This window comes from Aquipseudomonas alcaligenes NBRC 14159 (assembly GCF_000467105.1).
In the GTDB taxonomy this organism is placed as follows: Bacteria; Pseudomonadota; Gammaproteobacteria; order Pseudomonadales; family Pseudomonadaceae; genus Aquipseudomonas; species Aquipseudomonas alcaligenes.
This window is the reverse complement of the sequence record NZ_BATI01000021.1, coordinates 1-19674: the sequence shown is the minus strand read 5'-3', so window position 1 is coordinate 19674 and position 19674 is coordinate 1. Positions and strand designations below refer to the sequence as shown.

At 67.7% G+C, this 19674-nt stretch carries 13 protein-coding genes; 6 read left to right on the top strand and 7 right to left on the bottom strand.

Annotation, left to right across the window (positions count from 1 at the left end; all coding sequences use genetic code 11):
* The first annotated feature begins 5 nt into the window (after positions 1-5).
* Both PA6_RS13080 and PA6_RS13075 read left to right on the top strand, forming a co-directional pair.
* Positions 6-3137: an efflux RND transporter permease subunit gene (locus PA6_RS13080; RefSeq protein WP_021701404.1), complete on the top strand. Its 3132-nt coding sequence runs from the start codon at positions 6-8 to the stop codon at positions 3135-3137.
* 86 nt (positions 3138-3223) lie between these two features.
* Entirely contained in the window at positions 3224-4411 is a 1188-nt protein-coding gene (locus PA6_RS13075; protein ID WP_021701403.1) for a multidrug effflux MFS transporter, read from the top strand.
* Between the two features lie 3 nt (positions 4412-4414).
* Here the strand turns inward: PA6_RS13075 and PA6_RS13070 are convergent, their stop codons facing one another.
* The 5 genes from PA6_RS13070 to PA6_RS13050 all read right to left on the bottom strand — a co-directional run bounded on the left by PA6_RS13070 (position 4415) and on the right by PA6_RS13050 (position 12432).
* Positions 4415-4600 carry a hypothetical protein gene (locus PA6_RS13070; RefSeq protein ID WP_021701402.1) on the bottom strand — a complete coding sequence of 62 codons (186 nt, stop codon included), beginning with the start codon at positions 4598-4600 and terminating at the stop codon, positions 4415-4417.
* Positions 4601-4667: 67 nt separating this feature from the next.
* Positions 4668-8564: a PAS domain S-box protein gene (locus tag PA6_RS22515; RefSeq protein ID WP_021701401.1), complete on the bottom strand. Its 3897-nt coding sequence runs from the start codon at positions 8562-8564 to the stop codon at positions 4668-4670.
* Positions 8565-8645: 81 nt separating this feature from the next.
* Positions 8646-10139 carry a TAXI family TRAP transporter solute-binding subunit gene (locus tag PA6_RS13060; protein WP_021701400.1) on the bottom strand — a complete coding sequence of 498 codons (1494 nt, stop codon included), beginning with the start codon at positions 10137-10139 and terminating at the stop codon, positions 8646-8648.
* A gap of 3 nt (positions 10140-10142) precedes the next feature.
* Positions 10143-11336, bottom strand: a complete 1194-nt coding sequence (gene gltS, locus PA6_RS13055; RefSeq protein WP_021701399.1) for a sodium/glutamate symporter — start codon at positions 11334-11336, stop codon at positions 10143-10145.
* An 82-nt stretch (positions 11337-11418) separates the two neighbouring features.
* Complete coding sequence (locus PA6_RS13050; protein ID WP_021701398.1) at positions 11419-12432, bottom strand: zinc-binding alcohol dehydrogenase family protein; 1014 nt, start codon at positions 12430-12432, stop codon at positions 11419-11421.
* 158 nt (positions 12433-12590) lie between these two features.
* Between PA6_RS13050 and PA6_RS13045 the strand changes: the two genes are divergently transcribed.
* Entirely contained in the window at positions 12591-13562 is a 972-nt protein-coding gene (locus tag PA6_RS13045) for a LysR family transcriptional regulator (protein WP_021701397.1), read from the top strand.
* Here PA6_RS13045 and PA6_RS13040 read toward each other — a convergent pair.
* Positions 13525-14187, bottom strand: a complete 663-nt coding sequence (locus PA6_RS13040; RefSeq protein ID WP_021701396.1) for a TetR/AcrR family transcriptional regulator — start codon at positions 14185-14187, stop codon at positions 13525-13527. The genes PA6_RS13045 and PA6_RS13040 overlap by 38 nt on opposite strands.
* A gap of 241 nt (positions 14188-14428) precedes the next feature.
* The gene (locus tag PA6_RS13035; protein ID WP_021701395.1) at positions 14429-15349 is read right to left on the bottom strand and encodes a LysR family transcriptional regulator; all 921 of its coding nucleotides are present in this window, start codon (positions 15347-15349) and stop codon (positions 14429-14431) included.
* Positions 15350-15458: 109 nt separating this feature from the next.
* On the opposite strand from PA6_RS13035, the gene PA6_RS13030 reads away from it, so the two are divergent.
* The 3 genes from PA6_RS13030 (at position 15459) to PA6_RS23740 (ending at position 19599) form a co-directional block, all read left to right on the top strand.
* Entirely contained in the window at positions 15459-16805 is a 1347-nt protein-coding gene (locus tag PA6_RS13030) for an aspartate aminotransferase family protein (RefSeq protein WP_021701394.1), read from the top strand.
* Positions 16806-16991: 186 nt separating this feature from the next.
* Positions 16992-18488, top strand: coding sequence for a CoA-acylating methylmalonate-semialdehyde dehydrogenase (locus PA6_RS13025; protein WP_021701393.1), 1497 nt, complete (start codon positions 16992-16994; stop codon positions 18486-18488).
* Positions 18489-18825: 337 nt separating this feature from the next.
* Entirely contained in the window at positions 18826-19599 is a 774-nt protein-coding gene (locus PA6_RS23740) for a gamma-glutamyl-gamma-aminobutyrate hydrolase family protein (protein WP_162149681.1), read from the top strand.
* The last annotated feature ends 75 nt before the right edge of the window (positions 19600-19674 follow it).

Genomic DNA, 19674 nt, shown 5'->3' with positions numbered 1-19674 from the left:
GGCCCGTGATCTCGAAATTCTTCATCGACCGGCCGGTGTTCGCCGCGGTCATCTCGATCGTGATCATCCTCGCCGGCCTGGCGGCGATGAAGTCCCTGCCCATCGCCCAGTATCCGCAGATCCTGCCGCCGCAGGTGTCGGTGTCGGCCAGCTACCCGGGCGCCAGCGCCCAGGTCATCGCCGAGACGGTGGCCGCGCCGCTGGAGCAGCAGATCAACGGCGTCGAGGGCATGATCTACCAGCTGTCCAACTCGGCCAGCAGCGGCAGCATGAGTCTCTCCGTGTACTTCGATGTGGGCCGCGACCCCGACCAGGCCACCATCGACGTCAACAACCGCGTGCAGGCCGCCCTGGCCAAGCTGCCGGAGGAAGTGCGCCGGCAGGGCGTGAAGGTGGAGAAGAAGTCCTCGGACATCCTCCAGGTGGTCACCCTGTATTCACCGGACAATTCCAAGGACCCGGTGTTCATCTCCAACTACGCGCTGATCAACGTCATCGACGAGCTCAAGCGCCTGCCCGGTGTCGGCGATGTCAGCCAGTTCGGCTCGAAGAACTACTCGATGCGCATCTGGCTGCGCCCGGACAAGCTGGCGCAGTACGACCTGACGCCGACCGACGTGGTCAACGCCATCCGCGAGCAGAACTCGCAGTTCGCCGCCGGCAGCTTCGGCCAGCAGCCGCTGCAGACGCCGCAGGACTTCACCTACACGGTGACCACCCAGGGCCGCTTCAAGGACCCCAAGGAGTTCGAGAGCGTGATCCTGCGCTCCGACGCCACCGGCGCCAGCCTGCGGCTCGGCGATGTGGCGCGCATCGAACTGGGCGCCCAGGACTACTCCCTGGTGACCAGCCTCAACGGCCAGCAGAACGCCGCCTTCGGTGTATACCTGCAGCCTGGCGCCAACGCCCTGGATACCGCCGAGTCGGTGCGGGCGGCGATGGAGCGCCTGGCGCAGCGCTTCCCGGAAGGCATCACCTACAAGATCCCCTACGACACCACCAAGTTCGTGCAGATCTCCATCGACGAAGTGGTCAAGACCTTCTTCGAAGCCCTGCTGCTGGTGGTGCTGGTGGTCTTCGTGTTTCTGCAGAACTGGCGCGCCACGTTGATCCCGGTGCTGGCGATTCCGGTGTCGCTGGTCGGCACCTTCGCCGGCATGTACGCGCTGGGCTTCTCGATCAACCTGCTGACCCTGTTCGGCCTGGTGCTGGCCATCGGCATCGTGGTGGACGACGCCATCGTGGTGATCGAGAACGTCGAGCGGGTGATGCGCACCAAGAAACTCAATGCCCGCGAGGCGGCGATCGAGGCGATGGAGGAGGTCACCGGGCCGATCATCGCCATCGTCCTGGTGCTGTGCGCGGTGTTCGTCCCGGTGGGCTTCCTCGGTGGCCTGGCAGGCGAGATGTACAAGCAGTTCGCGATCACCATCGCCGTGTCGGTGGTGATTTCCGGCATCGTCGCCCTGACCCTGTCGCCGGCGCTCTGCGCGCTGATGCTCAAGCCCGACCACAGTGAACCGGCAGCGCCGTTCCGCGCCTTCAACCGCTTCTTCGACAAGCTGACCGACGCCTACGGCGCCGGCGTGGCCTTCTTCCTCAAGCGCTCGGTGATCGGCCTGCTGCTGTTCGGCGGCATGATCGCGATCATGGCCGTGCTGTTCACCCGGGTGCCCGGCTCGCTGGTGCCGGACGAGGACCAGGGCTACGTGATCAACGCCTACTTCCTGCCGCCGGCCGCTTCGGTCAACCGTACCGATGCGCTGACCCATGACTTCACCGAACAGCTGATGCAGCACCCGGCGGTGGAGGACGTGGTGACCTTTGCCGGCTTCGACGTGCTGACCTTCGGTCAGCGCACCAATGCCGGGGTGAGCTTCGTGCCGCTCAAGGACTGGTCCGAGCGCACCACGGCGGAACTGGATGCGCGCAACCTGACCCATACCTTCATGGGCATGGGCCTGTCCGAGAAGGATGGTGTGGTGATGAGCTTCAACCCGCCGCCGATCACCGGCATGAGTACCACCGGCGGCTTCGAGGGCTATATCCAGGACCGCAGCGGCGGCAGCGTCGCGCAGCTCGGCGCCAAGGTGCAGGCCTTCATCACGGCGGCGCAGAAGCGTCCCGAGCTGGCCGGGGTGCAGAGCACCTTCAGCGCCAACGTGCCGCAGTACTACATCGACCTCGACCGCACCAAGGCGCGCGCCCTCGGTGTGTCGATCAGCGATGTGTTCACCGCCATGCAGTCGACCTTCGGCAGCTACTACGTCAACGACTTCACCCTGTACGGCCGCACCTGGCAGGTCAGCCTGCAGTCGGAGTCGGAGTTCCGTCGCAAGCCCGAGGACCTGTCGCAGGTCTATGTGCGTGCCAGTGGTGGCGACCTGGTGCCGCTGACCAGCCTGATCAAGGTCAACCGCATTCTCGGCCCGGACACCTACGCGCGCTTCAACGTCTACCCCTCGGCCAAGTTCCTCGGTGGCCCGGCCCCGGGCTACAGCTCCGGCCAGGCGCTGGCGGCGATCCAGGAAGTGGCCGACGAGGTGCTCGGCAGCGACTACACCGTCGGCTGGGTCGGTTCGGCCTATCAGGAGCTGGCTACCCAGGGCTCCGGCAGCACGGCGTTCGTCTTCGGCCTGATCATGGTGTTCCTGATCCTCGCCGCCCAGTACGAGCGCTGGACCCTGCCACTGGCGGTGGTCACCGCGGTGCCGTTTGCCGTGTTCGGCGCCATCCTCGCGGTGTGGTTGCGCGGCATCCAGAACGACGTGTACTTCCAGGTCGGCCTGGTGACGCTGATCGGCCTGGCGGCGAAGAACGCCATCCTCATCGTCGAGTTCGCCGTGCTGCTGCGCGCCGAGGGCAAGGGTATCTTCGACTCGGCCTACGAGGCGGCCAAGCTGCGCTTCCGCCCGATCGTGATGACCTCGCTGGCCTTCATCCTCGGTTGCGTGCCGCTGGCCATCAGCACCGGCGCCGGCTCCGCCAGCCGCCACTCGATCGGCACCGGGGTGATCGGCGGCATGCTGGCGGCCACCTTGCTGGCGACCTTCCTGATCCCGATGTTCTACCTGCTGGTGGAGTCGCTGGCGGAGAAGCTGGGGCGCAAGAAGAAGGCGGTGGCGCAGCCGCACTGAGCCGCCGCACGATCTGTCGAACGAACACGCGGGCGCCCCTCGGGGCGCCCTTGGTTTTCCGGGGTACGCCCCGCAGTGGATAACGCATGAACCTTCGCATCCTGCTGATCCTCGGTAGCCTGAGCGCCTTCGGGCCCATGGCCATTGACTTCTACCTGCCGAGCTTCCCGACCCTGGCGCGGGTGTTCGCCACCGACGTGGAGCACGTGCAGCTGTCGCTGGCGTCCTACTTCGCCGGCATCGCCATCGGTCAGCTGCTCTACGGCCCGCTGGCCGATCGTTTCGGCCGGCGCCGGCCGCTCTTGGTCGGCCTGGTGCTGTTCACCCTGGCCTCGCTGGCCTGCGCCCTGGCGCAGAGCCTGGAGTGGCTGATCGCCGCACGCTTCGTGCAGGCCCTGGGGGGCTGCGCCGGCATGGTCATCTCGCGTGCGGTGGTGCGCGACCTGTGTGACCCGCTGGCGTCGGCCAAGATCTTTTCCAAGCTGATGCTGGTGATGGGCGTGGCGCCGATCCTCGCGCCGCTGGGTGGCGGCCTGCTGCTGGACCTGTTCGGCTGGAGTTCGATCTTCCACGGCCTGATGCTGTTCAGCGCGCTGTGCCTGGGCGCCGTGCTGCTATGGCTGCCGGAAACGCGCTCGGCGGAGCTGCCGGCGGCGCCGCTGAGCGGGGCGCTGGGGCGCTACCGGCGCCTGCTCGGTGACCGGCTGCTGATCGGCCATGGCCTGACCGGCGGGGTGGCGATGGCCGGCATGTTCGCCTACATCTCCGGCTCGCCCTATGTGTTCATCGAGCTGTACGGCGTGCCGGCGGAGCACTACGGCTGGCTGTTCGGTGCCAACGCCGCCGGGTTCATTCTCACCGCCCAGTTCAACGGCTGGCTGCTGCGCTACCACGGTCCCGACTACTGGATCCGGCGCACCGTGTGGGTCTACTGCGTGGCGACTCTGGCGCTGCTGGCGGTGGCCATGGCCAAGCCCGCGGAACTCTGGCCGCTGCTGATTCCGCTGTTCATCAGTACCGCCAGCCTGTCCTGCGTGCTGCCCAATGCCACCGCCTGCGCCATGGCCGGGCAGGGCGCGCATGCCGGCAGCGCCTCGGCGCTGATCGGTTCGTTGCAGTTCACGGTGGCGGCTGGCGCGTCTGCGCTGGTCGGCGCACTGCACGATGGCAGCGCGCTGCCCATGGCCCTAGTCATCGCCCTGTGCGGGCTGACCACGCTGACCCTGGGATTGCTCACCGCGCGTCACGCGCGACATATGAAGCTAGAGCTCTAGACGCTAGCTGGCGCTTTTCAGCGGTCCGCCCCGCCAGGGCAGCGGGTGGGGGGCGCGCAGGCGGGCTTCCAGCTTGGCGACGAAGGCGGTGGCTTCGGCTTCACTGCGGAAGCTGACGCCGTGCTGGTCCAGGCAGACCTGCCAGCGGGGGCCCGCGGCAGTGCTCAGGGTACGGATGCGGATGTCCATGGCAGACCTCCAGAAGAAACCAGAGCCTGCAGTTTAGATGGGCTCCGCGTGGCTTCCATGATCTGGGTCAACCCACCGACTGATGGTCGCTGCGCAACCAGTGCGCCAGTTGCACGGCGCTCAGCGGACGGCTGAACAGGTAACCCTGGCACTGGTCGCAACCGAGCTGGCGCAGGGCCTGCAGCTGCTCGCCGGTTTCCACCCCTTCGGCCAGCACGCAGAGCTTCAGGTTGCGCGCCAGCCCGACGATGGTGGCGACTATCTCCAGGTTGGCCTGGTCCTCCGGTACGCCACGCATGAAGCTCTGGTCGACCTTCAGCTTGTCCAGCGGGAAGCGCCGCAGGTAGGCGAGCGACGAGTAGCCGGTGCCGAAGTCGTCGATCGCCAGCTTCAGCCCCAGGCCCTTGAGTGCGCCCAGCGTGGCCTGGGTCTGCTCCAGGTTTTCGATCAGCGCGCCCTCGGTGATCTCCAGCTCCAGGTGCTCGGCTGGCAGGCCGCTGTCGTGCAGGGCCTCGCGCACCTGCTGCAGCAGGTCGGCCTGGCGGAACTGGCGGGGCGACAGGTTGACCGCCAGGGTCTGCAGCGGCAGGCCCTGCTGGCGCCAGAACTGCATCTGCCGGCAGGCCTCGCGCAGCACCCAGTTGCCGATCGGCACGATCAGCCCGGTCTCCTCGGCCAGCGGAATGAATTGCGCCGGCGAGACCATGCCCTCGCTGCTGTTCCAGCGCAGCAGCGCCTCGACGCCGACCGGCTCGCCATTGCTGGCGTTGACCAGCGGCTGGTAGTGCAGGATGAACTCGCCGCGCTTGAGCGCCTGGCGCAGATGGACCTCCAGGCTCAGGCGGGTGTGCGCCTGGTGGGTCAGCCCCTCGGTATAGAAACGGTAGGTGTTGCGCCCCTCCTGCTTGGCCTGGTGCAGGGCGCTGTCGGCATTGCGCAGCAGGTCGTCGCTGGACAGGCCGTCGTCCGGGTACAGGCTGATGCCGATGCTGGCACTCAGGTAGGCCTCGCGGCCACCGCTGCCCAGTGGTAACGGGCGTTCCAGCAGCTCGATCAGAGTGCGGGCGATATTGGCCGCCTCTTCCGGGCGCTGCAGGTTTTCCAGCACCACCAGGAACTCGTCGCTGCTCAGCCGGGCCAGGGTGTCCTCGTTGCGCAGGCGCTGCTGCAGGCGCCTGGCCACGGCGATCAGCAGGTCGTCGCCGACCTTGTGGCCAAGGCTTTCATTGACCGTCTTGAAGTTATCCAGGTCGAAGTACAGCACCGCCACCCGTTCGTTGTGGCGTTGCGCATGGTCCAGGGCATGGCCCAGGCGTTCCATGGCATAGAGGCGATTGGGCAGGTCGGTGAGCGGGTCGAAGTGTGCCAGGTGGGCCAGGCGCTCCTGGCTGTCGCGGTACTGGCTGAGGTCGGTGAAGGTCAGCACGTACTGCGGCTGCTGCGGGTCGCAGTCGCGCACCCGGCTGATGGTGAGCCAGAAGGGGAAGCGCGAACCATCGCGGCGCCGGCTGTTCAGCTCGCCCTGCCAGTGTCCGCTGTCCTGCACCTTGCGCCACAGGGTGCGGTAGCGGGCGCGGTCCAGGTCGTTGCCGGGCAGCAGCGGCAGGCGGCGGCCCAGCACCTGCTGCGCGCTCAGCCCGGTGATCTGGGTGAAGGCCGGGTTGCTGGTCAGCACACGGCGCCGCGCGTCGACCACCAGCACGCCTTCCTGGGTGCTCTCGAACACCGTGGCGGCCTGGCGCAGGGCCTGTTCCTGCTGCTTGCGCAGGCCGATATCCTCGACCACCGAGATGAAGTAGTGCGGCTCGCCGTTGGTATGGCGCACCAGGGTGGCGCTGAGATTGGCCCAGAGGGTGCTGCCGTCGCGGCGCAGGTAGCGCTTCTCCATGACCAGGCGGCTGAGCTCGCCGTCCAGCAGCTGACGGGTCATGATCAGGTCTTCGCCGAGGTCGTCGGGGTGGGTGACTTCCTGGAAGGTCAGGCGCACCAGCTCCTCGCGGCTGTAGCCGAGCATCTGGCACAGACGCTGGTTGACCCGCAGCCACTGGCCGTCCGGCGCCAGGTGGGCGATGCCGACGGCGGCCTGCTCGAAGGTGGCGCGAAAACGCAGCTCGCTCTGCAGGCGTTCGGCGTCGCGCTGTTGCTGGCGCACGGCGAGGCCGGCCAGACGGGTGAACTCGGTGACCAGGCCGATATCCGCGGCGAGTGGATGCATCGGGTGCCGGTGGTAGATGCCGAACACGCCGAGCACCTCGCCCTGGTCGTTCTTGAACGGCACTGACCAGCAGGCCCGCAGCCCGGCCTGCTGGGCGACTTCGCGAAAGCCGGACCAGTTGGGATGCTGGCGGATGTCCTCGACCACGGTCAGCTCGCAGGTAGCGGCGGCATGCCCGCAGCTGCCCACGCCGGGGGCGATGGCAATGCCGTCGATCGCCTCGCTGTAGCTGGCCGGCAGGCTGGGTGCGGCATGCACCCGCAGGCAACCCTGTTCGAGCAGCATGATGGTGACCAGCATCTCCGGGTTGATCTGCTCCAGGCGGCGGGCCATGTCGCCGAGGGTTTCCTGCAGTGGCCGCTGCGCCAGCATGCGGTCCAGCACTGCGTTGCGGGCTTCCTGCACGGCCTGGCTGCGGCGCCGCTCCTGAATGTCGCCGATGCTGCCGCGCAGGCCGAGGTCGTGCTGCTCGCCGGCGGCCAGGCTGATGGACACCCAGTGCGAGTGGCCATCGGCATCGCGCAGGCGCAGCTCGCCGAGCCAGGAGCTGGCCTGGCGCGAGAGGATGGCGGAGATTTCGCCCGCCGCCTGTTCCCGCTGGTCCTCGTCGATGAAGTCGAGCAGCGGCCTGCCCAGGCTCTCGTGGATGCTGTAGCCGGTGATGATCTGCCAGGCCGGGTTGACGAACGTCAGGCGCCCGTTGCTGTCGGCGAGGAAGATCGCCTCGTGCAACTGCTCGACCAGCTCGCGGTAACGCGACTCGCTGCTTTCCAGCTGCTGGTGGGCCAGGTGTTGCTGGCCGAGGTCGATGTCGACGCAGTACATCTCCAGCTGGTTGCGCGTGTTGCGCAGCAGCAGGTGGCTGGAATACACGTGTACCGGGCTGCCGTCGCGGTGCTGCAGGGTCAGCTCGGCGGCGGGAATCGGCGGGCCGCCGATCATCCAGGCGGAAATCCCGGACACCACCTGAGCGCGCATGGCCGGCGGGATGATCAGCTCCTCCAGCTGGCGGCCCATGGCCTCGCTCACGCTGTAGCCATAGAGCTGGGTGCTGGCCTGGTTCCAGAAGATCACCCGGCGCTCGCGATCGTAGCCCTGCACGGCGATGCGCGGGGTCTGTTCGAACAGCTGGCGGAAGCGCTGCTCGCTCTCGCGCAGGGCCTGTTCGTCGCGCTTCTGGCCGCTGATGTTCTGCACGCTGCCATCGGCGCCACCGTCGCTGCTCGGCGTGCCGCGCAGCATCAGCCAGACCACTTCCTGGTCGACCGGGCGGTTCAGGCGGGCGTTGACCAGCAGGGGCGAGCCGCCATGCAGCAGGTTGTGCATGGCCCGCTGCACGGCGCTGCGGTCGGCCGGGTAGAGCCAGCCGAGCAGGTCATCGAGGTTGCCGGTGTTGTCGCTATCGGGGCGGCCGAGCAGGCGCAGCGCCTCGGCCGACCAGTGCAGGTGGCCGTCGTAGTTCCAGGTGCCGAGGCCGGCGTCGCGCAGGGCCTGTTGCAGCTTCAGCAGCTGGTCGCGCAGGTCCAGCTCCAGGCGTTGCTGGTTGCGCTCGTCCTGGCGGCACAGGAGGAGGATGAGCAGGCCGCTGAGGGCGACGAACAGCAAGCCCTTGAGGGTCTGCAGCTGGGCCAGCGTCGCGGGGTCGGCGATCAGTGCCTGCAGCAGCAGGTCGCTGCCGAGGATCCAGACGATGCTGAACAGCAGGTAGATGCCGGCGAGGCGCAGCGGCCGGGAAGGCTTGGGTGTCATCCTGAACCCTCGGCAGTGGCAGGCTAGGTTCGCCCGGACCACTGCTAAGGACCGGGTCTACTCCAGTCTAGCCGCTGCCGCTCAACCTGCTGGCGGACTGGCGGGCGTCAGCTGGCGCAGTGCCTTCTCGGCGCCCTCGTGCAGCGGCACGCCGAGTCCGCGCTGGGCGTTGCCCGGCACCAGCTGGCTGCCCTGCACGCTGCCGTACTGCAGCCATTGGCGGTTGCGCGCGAACAGCTGGCTGACCAGTTGTTCGACCTCCTGGCTGGTCAGCTGGCGCGTGCCCAGCAGCAGGCTGCTCACCGCCAGGGTGGGCAGCGCTTCGTTCTGCCCGACATAGCTGGCACGCGGCAGCCGGTAGGCGAAGCTGCCGGGGCGCTCGCGCTCCAGCTGGGCAATGGCCGCCTCGTCGAGTGGCAGCAAGCGCATGGCGAAGTCCTCGGCGGCCGCGCGAATGCTGTCGGCCGGGTAGCCGATGACCTGGATCAGTGCATCCAGACGGTCGTCGCGCAATTCGCCGAGGGCCTGCTGCAGGTCCAGTTCGCCCTGTCGCTGCAGATCGTCCACGCTCAGGCCGTGGGCAGTGAGCACCGCCAGCGCGGTGTCGCGCGAGGCCGAGCCGGGCAGGCCCAGGTTGACCCGCTTGCCGCGCAGCTCGGCGACGCTGCGCAGCGGGCTGTCGGCGCGCACCAGTACATGCACCGGCTCCGGATAGAGGCTGGCCAGGGCACGCAGGCCGAGGTCCGCACCGTCCTGCGCGAAGGGCCCGCTGCCGGCGACCGCCAGGTGCGCGGTATCGCTCTGCGACAGGGCCAGCACGGCATCGCCGGCACGCAGCAGGCGCAGGTTTTCGATACCGCCTGCGGTGGTCAGCGGCAGGATGTTCAGGCCCTGCTCGCGCAACGCCTGGCTCATGGCCCGGGCGAAGCTGGCGTACTGCCCGGATTCCGGGCCGCCGGCCAGCGGGTAGCCATTCTGCAGGCGTCCCAGGCGCCCCTGGATATTGGTCAGCGAACGTTCCACCTCTTCATTGATCACCTTGCGCGCGGCGCTGCCGGTGCCGCCGGGCGAGAGGTTGAGCGCCGTGCCGATGGCCGCGACCAGCGCCTCGCGCGGGCTGCTGGCGTTGCTCGCCTGCGGCGCCCGCGGCAGGCTGAAGCCTTGGGGCGCGACGGCCTGCCAGGCGCCGTCGCGGCGCTGGTAGATCAGGCTGCCGTGGGCGAGCAGCACATCGCCCTGGCGATTGCCGCCGCTCTCGATGCCGCCGATGCCGCGCGGTCCGGCGCCGAGGGCGCTGACCAGGCTGGCCACGCCGGGCGAATCCCAGGAGCCGAAGTCGAGGTCGCGCTCGACCCGCAGTTGGGCATCGAAGTACACCAGCAGGCGCTCCTCGTCGGGGCCGGCGCTGGCATCGCTGGCCGAGCCGCGCCGCGTCAGCGTCACCAGGCTCAGGCTGTCGGCGGGGAAGGCCTGTTCCAGGCGCTGGCGCAGTTCGGTTTCCAGGGCCTGCTGCTCGGGGCCGCGCGAGCAGGCGGTGAGCAGGGCGAACAGGACGAGCAGCAGCACACGTGACATGGCTCAGCCCCCCAGGCCCGGTAGCGACAGGAATCCGGTCAGCACCAGGGCGTTGATCAGGTCGATGAGGAAGGCGCCGACCAGCGGCACCACCAGGAAGGCCTGCGGCGCCGGGCCGTACTTCTGCACGATGGCCTGCATGTTGGCGATGGCCGTGGCCGTGGCGCCCAGGGCGAAGCCGCAGAAGGCCGCGGACATCACCGCGCTCTCGTAGTCACGGCCCACGGCGCGGTAAACCAGCGCGCCGCCATAGACCAGCACCACCACGACCTGGCCGAGCAGGATCAGCAGCAGCGGCCCGGCCAGGCTGGCGACGCTGGCCAGGTTCAGCGCCATCATGGTCATGGCCAGGAATAGCGCCAGGGCCAGGCCGGAAATCAGCTCGATGGCGGCATCGTTCAGGCGCAGACCGATCAGGTGGCCGCCGTTGCGGATCAACACGCCGAGCAGCAGGCACCAGAGGAAGCTCGGCAGGGTCACCGGCGCATCGCTGACCAGTTCGGCCAGCCATTGCCCGGCCAGCACCGCGATCAGCACGGCGGCCAGCACCGGCACCAGGCTGGAGGCGCTGATCGGTGCGGCATCGCCATCGCCACTGGGCTGCACCTCGGTGGCGTGGCCGTCGGCGCCGGCCAGGCGGTGGCGGCGGATCAGCCACTGCGCCAGCGGCCCACCACACAGCCCGCCAAGCACCAGGCCGAGGGTGGCCCCGGTCATCGCCAGTTCCATGATGGCCTGGATGTTGTGCACTTCGGCGAAGCGCTCCGCGTAGGCTGCCCCGGTGCCATGCCCGCCGACCAGGGTGATGGTGCCGCCGATCAGCCCCATCAGCGGGTGCAGGTCCAGCGACCAGGCCAGCAGCAGGCCGGTGAGGTTCTGCAGGACCAGGAAAGGCGCGAGAACCAGCACGAACAGCAGCAGACGCTTGCCGCCCTGGCGCAGCAGGGCAAGGTTGGCCGACAGGCCCACGGCGGCGAAGAAGCTCAGCAGCAGCACCGGGCGCAGGGTGACGTCGAACTCCAGGCTGAAACCGGTCGAACTGCCGGCCAGCAGCAGGCCGAGGGCGAACAGCAGGCCGCCGGTGATGGGCGCGGGGATGTTGTACTGCGCAAGCGGGGGAATCAGACGGTTGAGCAGGTGACCCAGCAGCAGCACCAGCACGGCGGCGAGCAGGGTTTCCACGGATTGCAGCGTCATTGCCACTCCTTATCCGCAACGGCTCTGGCAAGCCCCTTTGCGGGGCGCTGCTCAGAGCCTAGACGAGGCGGGCAAGGCTGTCTCAGAAACCTTCCAGGACGATCTTGCCGCGTGCCTTGCCGCTCTCCAGCAGGGCATGGGCACGGCGCAGGTTGGCCGCGTCGATACGACCGAAGTGCTCGCCCACAGTGGTCTTCAGCACGCCGTCGTCGATCAGCTGGCTGACCCGGTTGAGCAGGCGGTGCTGCTCGACCATGTCCTCGGTCTGGAACAGCGAGCGGGTGTACATGAACTCCCAGTGCAGCGACAGGCTCTTGCGCTTGAGCTTGACCACGTCGAGCTGCGCCGGGTCGTCGATCAGTGCCAGCTTGCCCTGCGGTTCCAGGGCTTCGATCAACTGGTCCAGGTGCTGGTCGGTGTGGGTCAGGCTGGCGACCATGCTCACCTGGTCGTGGCCCAGCGCCTTGAGCTGCGGCAGCAGCGGCTGGCTGTGGTCGATCACGTGGTGGGCGCCCAGCTCGCGCACCCACTGCTGGGTTTCGGCACGCGAGGCGGTGCCGATCACGGTGAGGCCGGTGAGCTGGCGCGCCAGCTGCACCAGAATCGAACCGACGCCGCCGGCGGCGCCGATCACCAGTAGGCTCTGGCGCTCGTCACCCTTGCCCTCGCGCACGCCGAGCCGCTCGAACAGCAGCTCCCAGGCGGTGATGGCGGTCAGCGGCAGGGCGGCGGCGCGGGCGAAATCCAGCGAGCCGGGCATGCGCCCGACGATGCGTTCGTCCACCACGTGCAGTTCGCTGTTGGCGCCGGCACGGTCGATGGCGCCGGCATAGAACACCTTGTCGCCGGGACGGAACTGGCGGACCTCGGCGCCCACCTCGAGCACCTCGCCGGCCACATCCCAGCCCAGCACCTTGGCCTCGCCGGCGCCGGGCGAGACATTGCGGCGGATCTTGGTGTCCACCGGGTTGACCGAGATGGCCATGACCCGCACCAGCAGGTCGCGTGGGCCGGGCTGTGGCGCCGGCAGCTCGACGTCGAGCAGGGCCTCGGCATGGTCGATGGGCAGGGACTGGTAGTAGGCGATGGCTTTCATGCGGCAGATCCTCGAAGGGGCGCAATGGCAAAGTCGAATGCTCCAGCTTAGTCGGCGGGCCGGGCTGGCGTTGGACGCATGTTCGTTTAAGCGGCTGGCGAGAAAAAGACGCCTGCCATAGAGTCTCTTTCAATTATTTTTTGAAAGTGGAAGCGACCATGCTGCGCCTCGACGACATCGCCCTGTTCGTCCGCACTGCCGAGCTGGGCAGCCTGTCCGCCGCCGCCCGTGAGCTGGACTGCTCGCCCGCGGTGGCCAGCGCGGCGCTCAAGCGCCTGGAGGGGAAGCTGCAGGTACGCCTGTTGCTGCGCTCCACCCGCAGCCTGCGCCTAACCGCCGAGGGCGAACAATACCTGGCCCACGCCCGCGCGGCCCTGGCCAGCCTGGAAAGCGGGCGGCGCCAGCTGGCGGGGGGGCGCGACGAGATCAGCGGCGTGCTGCAGATCGCCGCGCCCTCGGACTTCGGGCGCAACGCGCTGTTGCCCTGGCTCGACCAGTTCCAGGCCGAACGTCCCCAACTGGCCTTGCGCCTGCTGCTCAGCGACCGGGTCACCGACCTGTTCCGCCAGCCGGTGGACATCGCCCTGCGCTACGGTGAGCCGGAGGACTCCAGCCTGGTGGCGCTGCCGCTGGCCGCGGATAACCGCCGTGTGCTGTGCGCGGCCCCGGCCTATCTGGCGCGCCATGGTCGCCCGCAGCAACCGGAGGAGCTGCGCCGGCACAACTGCCTGCTGTATATGCTTGGCGGCCGTGTGCATGAGCGCTGGAGCTTCAACGACGGCAGACGCAGTACGGCGCTGACGGTGAGCGGTAACCGCGTCAGCGACGATGCCGACGTGGTGCGGCGCTGGGCCGTGGCGGGGCAGGGGCTGGTGTACAAGTCGTGGCTGGACGTGGCCGGCGACGTGCAGGCAGGGCGCCTGGAAGTGGTGCTGGAAGGCTGGTTGGGCGAGCCGACGCCGCTCAATCTGATCTGCGCCCACCGCGACCAGCTCAGTGGCCCGGTGCGCCTGCTGCGTGAATTCCTCCAGCAGCGCTGCGCCGAGTTGCTGGTCGCGGCGCCCTGGCGGGCGCCAAGCGGCACGCGGCCGGTCAGCCGCGGGGCGGCGGGGTCAGGCCGCAGCCCTTGAGGATGATGCGTTCGAGGTTGTCCGCGGCTTCCTCGAAGTCGGCCTTCTTCAGGCTGCTCTTGCCGGTGAACAGGCAGATCTGGCTGGCGAAGTCAGCGTAGTGCTGGGTGCTGCCCCAGAGCAGGAAGATCAGGTGCACCGGGTCGATCGGGTCCATCTTGCCGGCGTCGATCCAGGCCTGGAACACCCCGGCGCGCTGGCGGAACCACTCGCGGTAGTCCTGGTTGTAGTGCGCGGTCAGGTACTGGCCGCCGCTGATCACTTCCATGGCGAAGATGCGCGAGGCCAGCGGCTGGGTGCGCGAGTATTCGATCTTGGCGCGGATGTAGCGCGACAGCGCCAGGGCCGGATCATCGTCCACGGTCAGGCCGCTGAAGGTGGCGTCCCACTGGTCGAGGATGTTGTTCAGTACCGCGATGTACAGGCCTTCCTTGCTGCTGAAGTAGTAGTGCAGGTTGGCCTTGGGCAGCCCCACCGCCTGGGCGATGCTGTTCATGCTGGTGCCTTTGAAGCCGTGGCGGGCGAACTCCACTTCGGCGGCGGCGATGATGGCTTTTTCGTTCTTCTGGCGGATACGGCCGGCGGGTTTGGCGGTGCTGGTAGCAGGGGCGGGGGCTGCGGGCATCGAAGGGGTCCGTACTGATGATCGGTGTTGTGTGCGAACTGATACCCCAGCGCGGGTCATGAAACAACCCTCGTGCGTCAAAAACGTGTATTTCGCAGACGAAGCCTCCCCGTTGCCGGATAAATAGCCACTAAAGCGCCAAAAAATCGTCTTTGACGCTGCGGTCATCGCTGCTGGGAAAATGGCGCAGTGCTTAGTGGTACGGGCGTTCCAGCGACCGGCCCGGTTCGCCGGCCGCGCCTTAGCCGGTCTTCGCCAGCGCTTCCAGGAAAGTCTCCAGCACCAGCTGCGGGCGCCGGCCCTTGCGCGTGACCGAGGCCAGGGTCAGATCGTAGAAGCGGCTGGCCGGTTTGAGTACGCGCAGGCGGCCCTGTTGCACCCACTGCTGGGCATAGTGATCGGCCAGGTAGCCGATGTAGCGCCCGGTGAGGATAAGGAAGGCCATGCCCTCGCGGTCCGAGGCGCTGGCCGTGCAGTTGAGCACCTGGTACTGGCTCTGGATCTCCGGCGGCAGGCGAAAGGTCGGGGCGATGGCGTCCTGGGCATTCAGGCGTTGGTCGGTGAGCTGCTGGTCGTCCACATAGAACAGCGGATGGCCGACCGCGCAGTACAGCTGCGAGCGCTCGCCATACAGCGGCTGGTACTCCAGGCCGGACAGGGCGTGGCTCTGCGGCACCACGCCGACGTGCAGGCTGCCGTCCAGCACGCCCTGTTCCACCTCGCTCGGCGGGGTCATGCGGATCTGGATGCGCACGTCCGGGCCCAGCTCCTTGAGCCGCGCCAGCGCATGGGTGATGCGCATATGCGGCACGGTGACCAGGTTGTCGGTCAGGCCGATATGCAGCTCGCCGCGCAGCTCGCGGTGCAGGCCGTTGACGCCGTTGCGGAAGCTTTCCAGCGCGCCGAACAGCTGCAGCGACGACTGGTACACCTCGCGGCCTTCCTCAGTCAGGGCGAAGCCGGCGCGGCCGCGCTGGCACAGGCGCAGGCCGAGGCGCTGTTCGAGGTCGCTCATCTGCTGGCTGATCGCCGAGCGGCCGATGCCCAGCACGCTCTCGGCGGCGGAGAAGCCGCCGCACTCGACCACGCTGCGGAACAGGCGCAGCAGGCGGATATCGAAGTCGCTGACCTGGGCCAGGGGATCGGAACGGCGGCTGCTCATATGTTTAGTCCGGGCTGAACTTAAAGTGCGAAGATTTGCATTTTCGTGACTTTATGCCCGTGGCACCTTCGCTGGCAACAAAACCACAGTGCCGCTCTGGAGAGCCACGATGAACATGCCGCAGACTGCCACCCCGTCCCTGGCCAGCCAGCTCAAGCTGGATGCCCACTGGATGCCGTTCTCCGCCAACCGCAACTTCAAGCGCGACCCGCGCCTGATCGTCGGTGCCGACGGCAACCACTTCATCGACGACAAGGGCCGCCGCGTGTTCGACAGCCTGTCCGGCCTGTGGACCTGTGGTGCCGGGCACAACCGCAAGGAAATCCAGGAGGCCGTGGCCAAGCAGCTCGGCACCCTCGACTACGCGCCGGGCTTCCAGTACGGCCACCCGCTGTCCTTCCAGCTGGCCGAGAAGATCGCCGAGCTGACCCCGGCCGGCCTCGACCACGTGTTCTACACCGACTCCGGCTCCGAGTGCGCCGACACTTCGGTGAAGATGGCCCGTGCCTACTGGCGCCTGAAAGGCCAGCCGAGCAAGACCAAGTTCATCGGCCGCGCCCGTGGCTACCACGGCGTCAACATCGCCGGCACCAGCCTCGGCGGCATCGGCGGCAACCGCAAGATGTTCGGCCAGATGATGGACGCCGACCACCTGCCGCACACCCTGCAGCCGCACCTGGCCTACACCAAGGGCATGGCCGAGACCGGCGGCGTGGAGCTGGCCAACGAGCTGCTCAAGCTGATCGAGCTGCACGACGCTTCCAACATCGCCGCCGTGATCGTCGAGCCGATGTCCGGCTCGGCCGGTGTCATCGTGCCGCCGCAGGGCTACCTGCAGCGCCTGCGCGAAATCTGCACCCAGCACAACATCCTGCTGATCTTCGACGAAGTGATCACCGCCTACGGCCGTATGGGCAAATGGACCGGTGCCGAGTACTTCGGCGTCACTCCGGACATCATGAACACCGCCAAGCAGGTCACCAACGGCGCGATCCCGCTGGGCGCGGTGATCGCCAGCAAGGAGATCTACGACACCTTCATGCAGCAGGCCACCCCGGAGCACATGGTCGAGTTCGGCCACGGCTACACCTACTCCGGCCACCCGGTCGCCTGCGCCGCCGGCCTGGCCACCCTGGAACTGCTCAAGCGTGACCACCTGATCGAACAGTCCGCTGCCCTGGCGCCGGTGTTCGAGGACAAGCTGCACAGCCTCAAGGGCAGCAAGCACGTGATCGACATCCGCAACTGCGGCCTGGCCGGCGCCATCCAGCTGGCCCCGCGCGACGGCGACGCGGTGATCCGCCCGTTCGAGGCCGGCATCAAGCTGTGGAACGCCGGCTTCTACGTGCGCTTCGGTGGCGACACCCTGCAGTTCGGCCCGACCTTCAACACCCAGCCCGAGCAGCTGGACGCCCTGTTCAACGCTGTCGGCGATGTGCTGAACAAGCTCGACTGACGCGCTGCTTCCCACCCCTCTCCCCCTGGGAGAGGGGCCGGGGGTGAGGGTCTTCCAGGCAACCCCGAGTCGCCTGCAGCGCCCTCACCCTAACCCTCTCCCAAGGGGAGAGGGGACTTGATCGAGTAGGGTGGCAGTCCGCACAGCGACTTCCACCGCCCAGAATTCACAGTGAGAGATAACCCCATGAGCACCATCGCCCACCTGATCAACGGCGACATCGTTCTGAGCGGCCAGCGCACCGCGCCGGTCTTCAACCCGTCCATCGGCGAGCCCGTGCGCCAGGTCGAACTGGCCGACCGCGGCACCATCCAGGCCGCCATCGATTCCGCCAAGGCCGCCTTCCCGGCCTGGCGCAACACCCCGCCGGCCAAGCGCGCCCAGGTCATGTTCCGCTTCAAGCAGCTGCTGGAAGCCAACAAGGACAAGATTGCCGCGCTGATCAGCGAGGAGCACGGCAAGACCCTCGAAGACGCCGTCGGCGAACTGCAGCGCGGTATCGAGAACGTCGAGTACGCCTGCGGCGCCCCTGAACTGCTCAAGGGCGAGTACAACCGCAATGTCGGCCCGAACATCGACAGCTGGAGCGACTTCCAGCCGCTGGGCGTGGTCGCCGGCATCACCCCGTTCAACTTCCCGGCCATGGTGCCGCTGTGGATGTACCCGCTGGCCATCGTCTGCGGCAACTGCTTCATCCTCAAGCCGTCCGAGCGCGACCCCAGCTCCACCCTGTTCATCGCTCAGCTGCTGCACGACGCCGGCCTGCCGCGCGGCGTGCTCAACGTGATCAACGGTGACAAGGAAGCGGTCGACGCGCTGATCGAGGCCCCCGAGGTCAAGGCCATCAGCTTCGTCGGCTCGACGCCGATCGCCGAATACATCTACACCGAGGCCAACCGTCGCGGTAAGCGCGTACAGGCCCTGGGCGGCGCCAAGAACCACGCCGTGGTTCTGCCGGACGCCGACCTCGACAACACCGTCAACGCCCTGATGGGCGCCGCCTACGGCTCCTGCGGCGAGCGCTGCATGGCTATCTCCGTGGTGGTGGCGGTGGGCGACCACGTGGCCGACGCCCTGGTGGAAAAACTGGTGCCGAAGATCCAGGCGCTGAAGATCGGTGCCGGCACCTCCTGCGGCCTCGACATGGGCCCGCTGGTCACCGGCGCCGCGCGCGACAAGGTCAAGGGCTACATCGACGCCGGCGTGGCCCAGGGCGCCAAGCTGGTGGTCGACGGCCGTGGCCTGAGCGTGCCGGGCAACGAAGCCGGCTTCTTCATCGGCGGCACCCTGTTCGATCACGTCACCAGCGAGATGAGCATCTACCAGGAAGAAATCTTCGGCCCGGTGCTGTGCATCGTCCGCGTCGGCAGCCTGGAACAGGCCATGCAGCTGATCAACGACCACGAGTACGGCAACGGCACCTGCCTGTTCACCCGCGACGGTGAGGCTGCGCGCCTGTTCTGCGACGAGATCGAAGTGGGCATGGTCGGCGTCAACGTGCCGCTGCCGGTGCCGGTCAGCTACCACAGCTTCGGTGGCTGGAAGCGCTCGCTGTTCGGCGACCTGCATGCCTACGGCCCGGACGGTGTGCGCTTCTACACCAAGCGCAAGACCATCACCCAGCGCTGGCCGCAGCGCGCCTCCCACGAGGCCGCGCAGTTCGCCTTCCCGAGCAACGGTTAAGCACCATCCAGGGCTGGTCTGCGGACCGGCCCTTTTTTGTGCCGCCCGGCTGGCGACAGTAGCCGGGCCGCATGTTTTGCTCCCTCTTCCGTTCACGGGAGAGGGTTGGGGAGAGGGGCCGTCGAACAACGCCCTCTCCCCCAGTCCCTCTTCCACCAGTGGGAGAGGGGATAACCCTGCCGCGCGGGCGCGGCACTGGTGCAGTGAACCGGCAAAGATCGGGGCGCGGCACCCCTTGGGTGAGCGGACTCACGTTTCAGGTGAACCGCAAGCCCGCTCTCCCAAGGGCAGCCCACTTCAATTAACAGAAGAGGACTCCCTTGAAATGAGCAAACCCATGATCGGTCTCCCCCTGTGCCGCTGGCAGCTGACTGACCGCGACATCGGCTGGTTCCACCTGGTGGGCGAGAAATACATCCAGTCCGTCACCGGCTTCGGCGCCTTCCCGCTGATGATCCCGGCCTTCGCCGACGACCTGGACATGGACACCGTGCTCGACAGCGTCTCCGGCATCATGTTCGGCGGCTCGCTGTCCAACGTGCACCCCAGCTTCTACGGCGACGACCATCCCGGCCTCGGCCTGGCCGACAAACCCCGCGACGCCACCGTGCTGCGCCTGATGCGCGCCTGCATCGAGCGCGGCATCCCCTTCCTCGGCATCTGCCGTGGCGTGCAGGAACTCAACGTGCTGTACGGCGGCACCCTGCACCGCGAAGTGCATGAGGTGGAAGGCCGCCTCGACCACCGCGAGCGCAAGGGCGTGCCGGACGACGTGGCCTACGGCCCGATGCACAAGGTCGCGCTGACCGAAGGCGGCGTGCTGCACCAGCTGCTCGGCGAGCGCGAGATCAGCGTCAACTCGCTGCACGGCCAGGGCATCGACCGCCTGGGCGAGGGGCTGCAGGTGGAAGCGGTATGCGAGGACGGGCAGATCGAGGCCGTCAGCGTGAAAGGCGCCAAGGCGTTTGCCGTGGGGGTGCAGTGGCACCCGGAGTATCGCTATTGGGAGAAGGCCGATTACAACGCGCTGATTGGGGCGTTTCATGAGGCGGCGAGGGAGTATCAGGCAAAAAAGTCTGAACGGAAGAAAGAGGCTGTTGCGATGGCCTGAGACACCGTGTGCACCTGAGCGATACACCAAGAGGCCCGTCGAGAGACGGGCCTTTTACTCAAATACCACTGGATA